Source organism: Actinokineospora sp. UTMC 2448, assembly GCF_024760565.1.
Classification (GTDB): Bacteria; Actinomycetota; Actinomycetes; order Mycobacteriales; family Pseudonocardiaceae; genus Actinokineospora; species Actinokineospora fastidiosa.
Genome location: NZ_CP031087.1, coordinates 1,179,801 through 1,192,236 on the forward strand (window position 1 = coordinate 1,179,801; position 12,436 = coordinate 1,192,236).

15 protein-coding genes are annotated in these 12,436 nt (G+C 72.8%); 12 read left to right on the forward strand and 3 right to left on the reverse strand.

Going from position 1 to position 12,436, the window contains the following annotated elements:
- Positions 1 to 70 precede the first annotated feature (70 nt).
- The 9 genes from Actkin_RS05560 to Actkin_RS05600 all read left to right on the forward strand — a co-directional run bounded on the left by Actkin_RS05560 (position 71) and on the right by Actkin_RS05600 (position 5,760).
- On the forward strand, positions 71 to 529 hold the full coding sequence (locus tag Actkin_RS05560) for a winged helix-turn-helix domain-containing protein (RefSeq protein WP_189212344.1): 459 nt from the start codon (positions 71 to 73) through the stop codon (positions 527 to 529).
- A gap of 74 nt (positions 530 to 603) precedes the next feature.
- Positions 604 to 1,059 (forward strand): rhodanese-like domain-containing protein, encoded by a 456-nt coding sequence (locus tag Actkin_RS05565; RefSeq protein WP_258906225.1) that lies wholly within the window; start codon positions 604 to 606, stop codon positions 1,057 to 1,059.
- A 98-nt stretch (positions 1,060 to 1,157) separates the two neighbouring features.
- Positions 1,158 to 2,039: an SIS domain-containing protein gene (locus tag Actkin_RS05570; RefSeq protein ID WP_189212342.1), complete on the forward strand. Its 882-nt coding sequence runs from the start codon at positions 1,158 to 1,160 to the stop codon at positions 2,037 to 2,039.
- Entirely contained in the window at positions 2,039 to 2,875 is an 837-nt protein-coding gene (locus Actkin_RS05575) for a class II fructose-bisphosphate aldolase (protein WP_258906226.1), read from the forward strand. The genes Actkin_RS05570 and Actkin_RS05575 overlap by 1 nt, the downstream gene beginning before the upstream one ends.
- On the forward strand, positions 2,872 to 3,786 hold the full coding sequence (locus Actkin_RS05580; RefSeq protein ID WP_189212340.1) for a 1-phosphofructokinase family hexose kinase: 915 nt from the start codon (positions 2,872 to 2,874) through the stop codon (positions 3,784 to 3,786). Before Actkin_RS05575 ends, Actkin_RS05580 begins: the two co-directional genes overlap by 4 nt.
- Positions 3,787 to 3,946: 160 nt before the next feature.
- Entirely contained in the window at positions 3,947 to 4,273 is a 327-nt protein-coding gene (locus Actkin_RS05585; RefSeq protein WP_258906227.1) for a YidH family protein, read from the forward strand.
- Positions 4,270 to 4,530, forward strand: coding sequence for a DUF202 domain-containing protein (locus Actkin_RS05590; protein WP_258906228.1), 261 nt, complete (start codon positions 4,270 to 4,272; stop codon positions 4,528 to 4,530). The genes Actkin_RS05585 and Actkin_RS05590 overlap by 4 nt, the downstream gene beginning before the upstream one ends.
- Positions 4,531 to 4,875: 345 nt before the next feature.
- Positions 4,876 to 5,331: a helix-turn-helix domain-containing protein gene (locus tag Actkin_RS05595; RefSeq protein WP_189212337.1), complete on the forward strand. Its 456-nt coding sequence runs from the start codon at positions 4,876 to 4,878 to the stop codon at positions 5,329 to 5,331.
- A gap of 81 nt (positions 5,332 to 5,412) precedes the next feature.
- A complete protein-coding gene (locus tag Actkin_RS05600; RefSeq protein ID WP_189212336.1) occupies positions 5,413 to 5,760 on the forward strand; it encodes an STAS domain-containing protein in 348 nt (115 codons plus the stop codon).
- 628 nt (positions 5,761 to 6,388) lie between these two features.
- Here the strand turns inward: Actkin_RS05600 and Actkin_RS05605 are convergent.
- The 3 genes from Actkin_RS05605 to Actkin_RS05615 form a co-directional block, all read right to left on the reverse strand.
- Positions 6,389 to 8,923 (reverse strand): Tex family protein, encoded by a 2,535-nt coding sequence (locus Actkin_RS05605; RefSeq protein ID WP_258906231.1) that lies wholly within the window; start codon positions 8,921 to 8,923, stop codon positions 6,389 to 6,391.
- 93 nt (positions 8,924 to 9,016) lie between these two features.
- Positions 9,017 to 9,223: a cold-shock protein gene (locus Actkin_RS05610; protein ID WP_189212334.1), complete on the reverse strand. Its 207-nt coding sequence runs from the start codon at positions 9,221 to 9,223 to the stop codon at positions 9,017 to 9,019.
- Positions 9,224 to 9,376: 153 nt separating this feature from the next.
- A complete protein-coding gene (locus Actkin_RS05615; protein ID WP_189212333.1) occupies positions 9,377 to 9,949 on the reverse strand; it encodes a TetR/AcrR family transcriptional regulator in 573 nt (190 codons plus the stop codon).
- 45 nt (positions 9,950 to 9,994) lie between these two features.
- On the opposite strand from Actkin_RS05615, the gene Actkin_RS05620 reads away from it, so the two are divergent.
- From Actkin_RS05620 to Actkin_RS05630, 3 genes are read left to right on the forward strand one after another with little or no spacing between them, the layout of a single operon-like run.
- Complete coding sequence (locus tag Actkin_RS05620; RefSeq protein WP_258906233.1) at positions 9,995 to 11,092, forward strand: FAD-dependent oxidoreductase; 1,098 nt, start codon at positions 9,995 to 9,997, stop codon at positions 11,090 to 11,092.
- The gene (locus Actkin_RS05625) at positions 11,062 to 11,778 is read left to right on the forward strand and encodes a M50 family metallopeptidase (RefSeq protein WP_396122942.1); all 717 of its coding nucleotides are present in this window, start codon (positions 11,062 to 11,064) and stop codon (positions 11,776 to 11,778) included. Before Actkin_RS05620 ends, Actkin_RS05625 begins: the two co-directional genes overlap by 31 nt.
- Before the next feature lie 13 nt (positions 11,779 to 11,791).
- Positions 11,792 to 12,391 (forward strand): TetR/AcrR family transcriptional regulator, encoded by a 600-nt coding sequence (locus Actkin_RS05630; RefSeq protein WP_258906234.1) that lies wholly within the window; start codon positions 11,792 to 11,794, stop codon positions 12,389 to 12,391.
- Positions 12,392 to 12,436: the final 45 nt, after the last annotated feature.

Here is a 12,436-nt window from a genome sequence, read left to right on the forward strand (position 1 = left end):
GACGCTGACCAAGCTCCGGCACCGCATCGCTCCCACCATCACCTTCGGTACACGACTGGGAATGACAGACATGGCAGCGCCGCTCCTGATCGAGCCCTCGTCCAACCGGGTCAACCTGACCCTGCACATCACGGCCGACTCCGACCAGGTCGCCGGACTCGTGCACGCACTGCGCGCCCTGGGCGCCGTCGCCGACGAACCCGACGCCGACCGGGTCGTCGCCGTGCCGCGCCCCGCGCCGCTGCGGCTGGACGCGGCCGCCCGGCGGGCGTTCTGGCACGGCGCGGAGATCACCCTGACCCGGCTGGAGTTCGACCTGCTGCACCACCTGGCGTCCGCGCCGCACCAGGTGCACCGCCGCCGCACGCTGATGCGCGAGGTCTGGCACACCGCCTACATCGGCGAGCGGACCGTCGACGTGCACGTGCGCAGGCTGCGCGGCAAACTCGCCCCCGGCGAGGAGCTGATCAGGACGGTCCGCGGGGTCGGCTACCAGCTCACCGACCCGCGCCTGGTCGAGCTGACCTGATTGGCGGGATCTCGTCCGTAGAGGACATATCTGCCACTTCTGCACCCCCGCGGTCGCCGGCCAGGATGGCCAGCATGACCGCTGTGAACCGTGTTCAGCCCGCCGACCCCGCCGACGCCGTCGCCCACTTCGCCGCCCGCCTGGCCTTCGAGACCGACGTCAGCGACGTGCACACCGACCTGGAGGCGGGTGTCCCCGGCCTGGTCGTCGTCGACTCCCGCTCCCGGGAGAGCTGGGACCAGGGGCACGTGCCCGGCGCGCTGCACCTGCCGACCGCCGAGATCGCCGCGCGGGCGGGCGCGGAGGTGCCGCTCTCGTCGGTCGTCGTCACCTACTGCTGGGGTCCCGGCTGCAACGGCGCCACCCGTGCCGCGCATGAGTTCGCGAAGCTGGGGTACCGGGTCAAGGAGATGATCGGCGGCTTCGAGTACTGGGCGCGCGAGGGCCTGCCGGTCGAGCGCGCGGACGGCGTGTCCCGAGGCGCGGTCGACCTGCTGGTCGCCCCGGCGGGCATGGCCTGCGCCTGTTGATCGCGATCGGGTGGTCCAGACAAGCAGCCCTTGTCAGAATGTGCTCGGAACTGCATGATGACGCGCAGAAGTGAGCACTATCGAGCAGGGGAGTCCGGATGTCCGAGTCGTTCGTGGCCGCCGAGATCGTCAGCCAGCCGCAGTGCTGGCGACGGGCCGCCGAAATCGGGGCGGCAGGCCTCGGCGTGGCGGCGGGGGAGAGCGTCGCCGTCGTCGGCTGCGGCACGTCCTGGTTCATGGCGATGGCCTACGCGGCCCTGCGGGAAGCCGCTGGCCAGGGCCGCACCGACGCGTTCGCCGCGTCGGAGATCCCGGTCTCGCGCGACTACGACCGCGTCGTGGCGATCTCCCGCTCGGGCACCACGACCGAGGTCGTGGCCGTGCTCAGGGCCTTCGCCGGGCGGGTGCCCACGGTCGTGATCACCGGCGTGGCGGGCACGCCCGTCACCGAGATCGCCGACCGCACCATCGTGCTGGACTTCGCCGACGAGCGCTCGGTGGTGCAGACCAGGTTCGCCACCTCGACGCTGGCGCTGCTGCGCGCCTCGCTCGGCGAGGACGTCAGCGCCGCGGCCGCCGACGCCGAGACCGTGCTCGACCTGCCCGTGGACGAGCTGGCCTCGGCCGAGCAGATCACCTTCCTCGGCCGGGGCTGGACCGTCGGGCTGGCCATGGAGGCCGCGCTGAAGCTGCGCGAGGCCGCGAACGCCTGGACCGAGGCGTACCCGGCGATGGAGTACCGGCACGGCCCGATCAGCATCGCCGAGCCGGGCCGGGCGATCTGGATGTTCGGCGCGGCGCCGGAGGGGCTCGCCGCCGAGGTCGCCGCGACCGGCGCGCTGTTCGTCACCAGCGACGTCGACCCGATGGCGCACCTGGTGCTCGCCCAGCGGGTCGCGGTGGCGATGGCCGCCCGGCGCGGCCTCGACCCGGACCGCCCGCGCAGCCTCAGCCGCTCGGTCATCCTGGCGGGCGCCTGATGCCGCTGGTGCCCATGGCGTCGATCCTGGCCGCCGGTCGCGGCGTCGGCGCGTTCAACGTCATCCAGCTCGAGCACGCCTACGCGCTGGTCGAAGGTGCGTCCCGGGTCGGCGCGCCGGTGATCCTGCAGATCAGCCAGAACTGCGTGCGCTACCACGGCTCGCTGGAGCCGATCGCGCTGGCGTGCATGGCCGTGGCGCGGTCCGCCGACGTGCCCGTCGCCGTGCACCTCGACCACATCGAGTCCACGGACCTGGTGGGGGAGGGCATCGCCCTGGGCGTCGGCTCGGTCATGTTCGACGCGTCCCGCCTGCCGTACGAGGAGAACGTGGCGGCGACGCGGGACGTGGTGCGGCAGTGCCACGCCGCAAGCGTTTTCGTCGAGGCTGAGCTGGGGGAGATCGGCGGCAAGGACGGCGTGCACGCGCCCGGCGCCCGCACCGACCCGGCGGAGGCGGCGGCGTTCGTCGAGGCCACGGGCGTGGACGCGCTGGCCGTCGCCGTCGGCACCTCGCACGCCATGACCACCCGCGACGCCGTGCTCGACCTGGAGCTCATCGCCGCGCTGCGCGCTGCGGTCGGGGTCCCGCTCGTGCTGCACGGCTCCTCCGGCGTCCCCGACGAGACGCTGGCCGCGGCCGTGCGGGCGGGCATCACGAAGGTGAACATCGCCACACACCTCAACAAGGTCTTCACCTCGACGGTGCGCGCGGTACTAGGATCAAGCGAGTCTCTTGTGGACACTCGAAAGTACTTCGGCCCGGCGCGCGACGCCGTGGCCGCCGAGGTCGCCCGGCTGCTCGGCGTGCTGGGCGCGGAGGTGAACGCGCGGTGATCCTGACCTGCACGCCCAACCCGGCGCTGGATGTCAGCTACCAGGTGGACCGCGTCGTGCCGGGCACGACGCACCGCATCCGGTCGGTGCTGGAGCGGGCGGGCGGGAAGGGCTTCAACGTCAGCCGCGTGCTGACCCAGATGGGCGTGCCCACGCTGGCCGTCGGCCCGGTCGGCGGCATCCTCGGCGACTCGCTGCGCGCCGACCTGATCGAGTCCGGCCTGCCGCACGAGCTCCTCCCGGTCACCGCGGCCACCCGCATGACCGTCGCCGTCGTCGCCGCCGACCCGCCGGACGCCACGATGTTCAACGAGCCCGGCGGGCCGATGTCCGAAATGGACTGGGCGAGGCTGCGCGACCTGATCGCCAAGCACCTGCGCCGCGCGTCCGTGCTGGTCTGCTCGGGCAGCCTGCCGCCGGACGCGCCCGAGGACGCCTACGCGGGCTTCGTCAAGCTGGCCAAGGACTTCGGCGTCCCCTCAGTGGTCGACGTCGGCGGCCCCGCCCTCCGCGCCGCGGCGGCCGCGGGCGCCGACATCCTCAAGCCGAACGCCGAGGAACTCCGCTCCGCGGTAGGCGTCGACGATCCGTTGACGGGCGCCCGCGAACTGCTCGCCCTGGGCGCCTCCGCCGTCGTCGTCTCCCTGGGCGCGGACGGCTCGATCCTCGCCACCCCCACCGCCACCTGGCGCGCCGTAGGCCCTCGCATCGACGGCAACCCCACCGGCGCGGGCGACGCCGCCGTCGCCGCCCTGGCCGACGGCCTGTCCCGCGCCACCCCCTGGCCCGACCGCCTCCGCACAGCCGTCTCCTGGTCGGCAGCCGCAGTAGCGGCCCCGGTGGCAGGGACCATCGACGAAGACGTGCTGGCCGGGGTCGAGGTCGAGATCACCGAATACCCCACCCCCTGACCCAGCCCCCATCACCATCCCCACGGCCGCCCCTGCGCAACGCCAGGCACGCCGACCCCCTCAGCGCCTGCTCCCAGCGGCCTCGGTGCGCGCGTGGGCGGGTGTCTCGGTGCGCCGGGGGGCGGGTGTCGCCATACGATCTCGGGGACAGGGGAGTGGCATGACTGAGCCGGACTACCGATTCACGCTGGCCAACGAGCGGACGTTCCTCGCGTGGGTGCGGACGGCGTTGGCGTTGGTGGCCGCGGGGGTCGCGGTGGCGCAGTACCTGCCCGATCTGGGGCCGCCGGTCGTGCGGACGGTGCTCGGGGTGGTGCTCGTCCTGTTCGGGTCGGGGGTGGCCGGGCTGAGCCATCGGCGGTGGCGGCGGGCGCAGGAGGCGATCCGGGCGGGGCGGGCGCTGCCGTCGGCGCCGGAGTTGGCGGTCATCGCGTACGGGGTGGCGTTGGTGGGGGTTGTCGTGCTCGTCCTGGTGTTGGTGTCGTGAGCGGGCTGCAGGCCGAGCGGACGCGGCTCGCGTGGAACCGGACGGCGTTGGCCTGCGCGGGGGTGGGGGCGCTCATCGTGCACGGGGCTCGTGGGCCGCTCGGGTTCGTGCTCGCCGGGGTGGTGTTGGCGTGCGCGGCCGCGTTCGGCGTGATCGGGGCGCGGCGGCGGTACCGGTCCGTGATGGACGGTCGGGTGGCGGTGGTGTGCGCGGTGCTGCCCGGGGTGGTCGCCGCGGTGGCGCTGCTGCTCCGTTGAAAGAGCGCCCCGGAACCGGTACGGCACGGACCGGCCCGGGGCGCGCACGGCGGTCGCTGACCCCGCCCCGCCGAGGAGGGTTGCGGCGGGCCTCGATGCGGGGGTGCGAAGGCACGGTGCCCAGGCAGTATCTGCCGCGCCCGGCCGCGCGTCCAGGTCTACTGGCCGGTAATCGGACAGGTGACGGGGTTCCCACTGACCGTGCTCGGTCCTCACTCGATAGTGCGAGAGTTCGCTTGTCGCGGCTCGGTTGGGCGACGAAGGCCGTAGCGTTTCCCTCGTCGGAAAATTGCAGGTCAGACTGCTGTCGGGGACGGCGTCGCCTTGGCAGGCCGGGCAGGGGACATGGACGGTGCGGCATATCAGCGCGCGCTAGGGCGGGAGCTGCGCAGGTTGCGCCTGCGGCGCAAGTGGACACGGGCGCAGCTGGTGCAGCGCCTGCCCGGCGAACTGTCGGCGCAGGCCCTGGCGTCCTATGAGACGGGCACGCGCTCCTGCACGGTCGTGCGCTTCGTCGAACTGTGCGGCGCGCTCGACGCGTCGCCGCACGACCTGCTGGAGCGGGTCCACCGGCGGCTCATGAACGAGGAGTTCCCGGCCACCCTGCGGGTCGACCTGCACCGGCTGGCCGCCGACGACCGGCCCGAACTGGTGCCCGCCCGCCGCTGGGCCGCCGCCGAGGTCGGCCGCCACGCGACGGCCGTGCGCGAGTTGGACTACGCGGCGCTGGAGTCGCTATCGGCACTTTGCGGGTTGCCGGTCCTGGAACTGATCCGCATGTTGAGGAGCGAGCCGGAGTAGGTTTCTCACTCGTTCGTGGGTCGTAACGCCGGGCGGACAGCGGGTAGCGTCGTACTTCCGACCCGATCCAGGGGGTGGCCCGTGGAACTGCGTTTGGACGATTCACCCGCGTACGGGGTGGTCCAGGTCGCTGTGGGTGGAGAGATCGACCTGGTGGCCGCCGGAGTCCTCGAACGCTTCCTCTTGGGCGCGGTGGCCGACCGGCGGGTGCCCGAGCCGGGGCTGGTGGTGGACCTTTCGGACACCGAGTTCATGGGGTGCGCGGGCGTCAACGCCCTCCTGGCGGTGCAGGCCCGCCTGCACCGCATGGGCGGCTGGCTCCTGCTGACCGATCTCTCCCCAGCCGCCGCCCGAGTGCTCCAGGTGACCGGCATGAACACGATGCTCACCATAGGCACCATGTCCGACCTCGAACTGGTCGACGACTGACCACTCCAGATGACGCGATCATCCAGATGGCGAGACCATCCGAAATCCGGATGATGCGATCACTCGGATGACAAGGCCATCCCAGATTCAGATGACGGCATCATGCGGATGATGAGGTCATCTGGATGATGACGACATCTAGATGATCACGTCATATGATCGCGTCATCTGAGTCGCGGGACGGCAAGGTTGGTGCCGATGAGGACCCGCGGACGAGGTGGCGACTCGTGGCGCGGGGCACCGAGCTTGGCTTGCGGTGGAAGGCGCGGCCCGGAGCCGGTCGACCGGCGCATGGTGGTCACGCGGGCACGGTCGACCGGCCGCCGCTTGCGGGCGGGCAGCCAGTGGACTTGGAGTCCGACAGGCAACGATCGGGTCGGGCAGGGTGGTGCGAGCGGGGGTCCGACCGGCACCGGTCGGGTCGGGCTGGGCGGGGGGCTTGGGGTCTGACGGGCATCGGTCGGGTCGGGCAGGGTGGTGCGGGCTTGGGGTCTGACGGGCATCGGTCGGGTCGGGCAGGGTGGTGCGGGCTGGGGGCCCGACCGGCATCGGTCGGGTCGGGCAGGGTGGTGCGGGCTTGGGGCCCGACCGGCATCGGTCCGGTCGGGCAGGCGGTGCGGGCTTGGGGTTAGCCCTTGTAGCCGGCTCGGCGGAGGGCTTCGGCCATGGCGCCGGAGGGGGCGTCGCGGCGGTCGCGGTTGGGTTTGGTGCCGCGCTGGCCCGTGCGGTGGCCGTCGCCGTTTCGGTTCTGGCTGCGGTTGGCTCGGTCGCCTTGGCCTTGACCGCGGTCTCCCGGGCTGCCGTGGCCGCCGCTGCCGCCCTGGCCGCCGCGGCCGCCGCTGCTCTGGCCGCCAGCGTTGCCCTGGCCGCCAGCGCCGCCCTGGCCGCGCTGGGTTCGGTCGCCCTGGCCGCGTCGGCCTCGGTCGGGCTGGGAGCCCTGGCCGCGGCCGCGCTGGCCGGGGCCGCCGGAGCCGTTCGCGCCACCGGGCTGCACCTCGTCATCCAGGCGCAGGGTCAGGGAGATGCGCTTGCGTGGGATGTCCACGTCCAGCACCTTCACCTTGACCACGTCCCCGGACTTCACCACGTCGCGCGGGTCCTTCACGAACGTCTTCGACAGGGCCGACACGTGGACCAGGCCGTCCTGGTGGACGCCGATGTCCACAAAGGCGCCGAAGGCGGCCACATTGGTGACCACGCCTTCGAGGGTCATGCCGGGGCGCAGGTCGGCCAGGGTTTCCACGCCTTCGGCGAAGGTCGCGGTGGTGAAGGCCGGGCGGGGGTCGCGGCCGGGCTTCTCGAGTTCGGCGAGGATGTCGGTGACCGTCGGCAGGCCGAAGGTCTCGTCCACGAACGACGACGGCTTCAGCGAGCGCAGGGTCGCCGTGTTGCCGATCAGGCCCGTCAGGTCACCGCCGGTGGAGGCCAGGATGCGGCGGACCACCGGGTAGGACTCCGGGTGGACGCTGGAGGCGTCCAGCGGGTCGTCGCCGCCGCGGATGCGGAGGAAGCCCGCGCACAGCTCGAACGCCTTCGCGCCCAGCCGAGGCACCTCCTTCAACCCCGTGCGCGAGCGGAACGGCCCGTTGGCGTCGCGGTGGGCGACGATGTTCTCCGCCAGCGACGCCCCGATGCCCGACACCCGGGTCAGCAGCGGGACCGACGCGGTGTTGACGTCGACGCCGACGCCGTTCACGCAGTCCTCGACCACCGCGTCCAGCGAGCGCGACAGCTTCACCTCGGAGATGTCGTGCTGGTACTGCCCGACGCCGATCGACTTCGGGTCGATCTTCACCAGCTCCGCCAGCGGGTCCTGCAGCCGCCGCGCGATCGAGACCGCGCCGCGCAGCGACACGTCGAGGTCGGGCAGCTCCTGGGTCGCGTAGGCCGACGCCGAGTACACCGACGCGCCCGCCTCCGACACCATCACCTTCGTCAGCCGCAGCTCGGGGAACCGCTTGATCAGGTCGCCCGCCAGCTTGTCGGTCTCCCGCGACGCCGTGCCGTTGCCGATGGCCACCAGCTCAACGCGGTGCTTGGCGCAGAGCTTCGCCAGCACCGCCAGCGACTCGTCCCAGCGCTGCTGCGGCACGTGCGGGTAGATCGTGGCAGTGTCGACCACCTTGCCGGTCGCGTCGACGACGGCGACCTTGACGCCGGTGCGGAAGCCGGGGTCGAGGCCGAGCGTGGCGCGGGTCCCGGCGGGCGCGGCGAGCAGCAGGTCGCGCAGGTTCGCGGCGAAGACGCGCACGGCCTCGTCCTCGGCCTCCTGCCGCAGCCGTCCGCGCAGGTCGATGCCCAGGTGCACCAGGATGCGCGTGCGCCACGCCCAGCGCACCGTGTCCATCAGCCACTTGTCGGCCGCGCGGCCCTGGTCGGCCACGCCGAACCGGGCGGCGATGCGCACCTCGTAGTCGCTGCGGGCCAACGGGTCCGCGTCCGGGTCGGGGTCGAGGGTGAGGTCGAGCACCTCCTCCTTCTCCCCGCGGTACAGCGCGAGCACGCGGTGCGAGGGCAGCTTGGCCAGCGGCTCGCTGAAGTCGAAGTAGTCGGCGAACTTGGCGCCGTCGGTCTCCTTGCCCTCGCGCACCTTCGACACCATCGCGCCGCGGGTCCACATGCGCTCGCGCAGCTCGCCGATCAGGTCGGCGTCCTCGCCGAAGCGCTCGACCAGGATGGCCCGCGCGCCCTCCAGCGCGGCGGCCTCGTCGGCGACGTTCTCGCCGAGGTACGCCGCGGCCGTGGCGCGCGGGTCCAGCGTCGGGTCGCCCAGCAGCGCGTCGGCCAGCGGCTCGAGCCCGTTCTCGCGGGCGATCTGGGCCTTCGTGCGCCGCTTGGGCTTGTAGGGCAGGTAGATGTCCTCAAGCCGGGCCTTGGAGTCCGCCGCCATGATCTGGGCGGTCAGCGCGTCGTCCAGTTTGCCCTGTTCCCGGATGGACTCCAGGATCGCCGTCCGCCGTTCCTCCAGCTCGCGCAGATAGCGCAGGCGCTCCTCCAGGGTGCGCAGCTGCTCGTCGTCCAGCGCGCCGGTGACCTCCTTGCGGTACCGGGCGATGAACGGCACGGTCGCCCCGCCGTCGAGCAGGTCGACGGCCGCGACGACCTGTCCTTCCCGCACCCCGAGCTGCTCGGCGATCCGACCGGTGATGCTCTGCACTGTCATGGTGGTTTCTTTCGGCGAAAGGACTGGCGAACGAAACGATCGGGCCCCACACGGCACGTGGAGCCCGATCGGAAGTATCTCGTGGAACGGTTGTCAGCTGATCACGGTCACGCCGGTTGCCTGGGGGCCCTTCGTGCCCTGGCCGATCTCGTAGCGCACCTTCTGGTTCTCCTCGAGGGTGCGGAAGCCGCTCGACTGGATCTCCGAGTAGTGGACGAAGACGTCCGAGCTGCCATCCTCCGGCTGGATGAATCCGTAGCCCTTCTCCGAGTTGAACCACTTCACGGTGCCCTGGGCCATGCCTGTCTCCTAGCTGTCCTGCTGTGGCCGCGGGGGCGGCCGTACATGTGTCGGCGGACGCGGGTTTCGATGCCGGGCGAACACGGCGGCGAAGCGAGCGACCACGGCCAGTCAACCACAGCGCCGGGGGCATGGCGAGGATCGAGCGCGGGTTCATGACCCGGACGGGTGGCCCAGGATGCCGGTCAGGGACTCCCGCACCGACTGCCGGATCTCCTCGGTGGCAAGCGCCCGCGCGCCTGCCCCGGCGATCCGGTCGTAGATCAGCCCGTCGAGGAAGGCGACCAGCGCGCGGCCCTTCCGCTCGGCGTCGCCTGCCCCGGTCGCGGCCACGATCCGCATGGCCAACTGGCGGTACCGCTCGCCGACGGCGGTCAGCGCTGCCCGCAGTTCCGGCCTCCGCGTGGCCTCAATGGACAGCTCGTACCGCGCGAGCATCCGGTCCCGGTGCGTTGTCGAGGCCTGCTCGACAAGGTCGGCGACGAGCGCGGCGAGGTGGTCGACGTCCATCGGCGGCAGATCGGCGGGGACCAGGTCGACCGTGTCCAGGTCGGCCATGCGCGTCACGGTGCCGACGAGAAGCGCGTGGCGGGTGCGGAAGTAGTACGAACACGACCCTTCGGGCAGTCCGGCGGCCCGGTCGACGGCCCGGTGTGTCAGCCCGCGCAGGCCGTCCCTGGCGAGGGTGGCGATCGCGGCGTCGGTCACCTGGTCCCGTCGAGTCACTCTACGAGTGTAGAGTTGCTCTACACCTGTAGAGGGAGGATGGCTATGCGAACGGCGGCGATCGTCGGCGGCGGCATCGGCGGCCTGGCCACCGCGGCGGCCCTGGTCCGGCGCGGCTGGGACGTGCGGGTCTACGAGCAGTCCCCGGAGTTCGGCGAGGTGGGCGCGGGCATCTCTATCTGGTCCAACGCGCTGTCCGCCCTGGACTCCCTCGGCGTGGGCGACCAGGTCCGGGCGGCGGGCGGCCACCCGGGCAAGGGCGGCTTCCGCGACCGCGCGGGCCGGTGGCTGGTCCGGGGGACGGGCTCCGACGACGAGGTCGTGATGCTGCACCGCGCCGACCTGCTGGCGATCCTGCGCGCCGCCGTCCCCGCCGAGTGCCTGATCCCCGGCAGGCGGATCGACGACCCGCGCGTCGAGGACGGCAGGCCGGTGGTCGACTCGACGCCCGTGGACCTGCTGATCGGCGCCGACGGCATCCGCAGCCGGGTCCGCGCCGTCTTCTGGCCGGACGCCCCGGCCCCGCGCCCGGCCGGGTTCACCGCGTGGCGGATGGTGGTCCCGCGCGCGGGCATCCCCGCCTTCGACGGCAGCGAGACCTGGGGCGACGGGCTCGTCTTCGGCGTCTTCCCGATGGGGGAGGACACCGTCTACTGCTACGCGTCCTCCGCCCAGACAGCGCCCGTCGACGACGAGCTGGCCCTCCTGCGCCGCCGGTTCGCGGGCTGGCCGGACCCGATCCCCGCCGTCCTCGCCGCCGCGGACCCGGGCGCCGTGCTCCGCCACGACCTCTACTACCAGCCGGACCTGCCGTCCTTCGCGCGCGGACCGGTCGCCCTGGTCGGCGACGCCGCGCACGCCATGACCCCGAACCTGGGCCAGGGCGCCTGCCAGGCCCTGGAGGACGCGGTGACCCTGGCCGCCCACGCCGACGAGGCCGACGGCCTGGCCCGGTACGACGCCGTGCGCCGACCCCGCGCGCAGGGCATCGTCAAGCGGTCGCGGCAGGTCGGGGCGATGGTGCACCGCCGCAGGGGTCAGGCGCTGCGCAACCTCGTGGTGCGCGCCACGCCCCCGATCGTGATGCGCAGGCAGCTGCAGTCGGTCGCCGGATGGACGGCTCCGGGACAATCGCCTGCGTGATCTCCGACATCTTCGGCGAGCAGTTCCAGCCGCCCGCGGCGATGGTGCTCATCACCGCGGCCGCCGCCCTGCTCGTCGTGCTGTGGGACGCGCTGTGGCGGCCCGCGCGCAACGTCGTCACGATCGTGCACGAGGCGGGCCACGCGCTGGTCGCGCTGCTGGCGGGCAGGCGGCTGTCGTCCATCCGCCTGCACTCGGACACCTCCGGCGTCACCGTCTCCCGGGGCCGCACCGACGGCCCCGGGATGGTGTGCACCGCGCTCGCGGGCTACCTCGCGCCGTCGGTGCTCGGGCTCGCGTTCGCCGGGCTGCTGCTGTCCGAGCGCGTCGGCGTGGTGCTGGTGACCTGCGCGGTGCTGCTCCTCGGGGTCCTGGTGATGATCCGCAACCTCTACGGCGTGCTGTCCATCCTGGTGACCGGCGGCGTCCTCTTCGCCGTGTCGTGGCTGGCCACCGAGGAGGTCAAGGCCGCGTTCGCCTACCTCATCACCTGGTTCCTGCTCGTCGGCGGCGTGCGCCCGGTGTTCGAGCTGCAGCGCAAGCGCCGCCGCGGCCGCGCCCGCGACTCCGACGCCGACCAGCTGCACCGGCTCACCGGCGCGCCCGGGCTGTTCTGGGTCGGGATGTTCGCCGTCATCAACACCGGCGCGCTCGCCGTCGCCGCGGCCTGGCTGCTCGTGCCCTGATTACGCTGCCGGTATGGCACGACTGACCAGGGCGCAGAGCCAGGCCCGCACCCGCGAGCGGCTGGTCGCCACCGCCCGGCAGATGTTCCTGCACGACGGGTACCACGCGACGTCACTGGACAAGGTCGCCGACACCGCGGGCTTCTCCAAGGGCGCGGTCTACTCCAACTTCCGCAACAAGGACGAGCTGTGCCTGGCCGTCCTCGACGACATCCACGCCGGCCACATCGAGGAGATCGCCGCCCTCGTCGTCGGCAAGACCCCCGACGGGGCCGTCACCGCCCTCGCCGAGTGGGCCGAGCGCATGGTCGGCGACGAGGGCTGGACGATGCTGGAGGTCGAGTTCGCCGTCCACGCCCACCGCGACCCCGGGCTCCGCGCCGAGCTGGCCGCCCGCGACAAGGCGGTGCGCGGCGCCATCGAGGCCCTGGCCAGGGATTGGGCCGAGCGCACCGGCCCGGCGGGCCTGCCGCCTGCCGACCTGGCCACCGCGCTGCTCAGCCTCGGCATCGGCCTGGGCATCCAGCGGGTCATCGACCCGGGCATCCCCGTCCGCGTGCTGACCGACACCCTGCGCGCCCTGCTGGCCGCCCCGGACCGCCAGCCGACCTAGCGGCACGGCACAATTGGCCTCCTGACCAGCACGGACGAGAGGGAA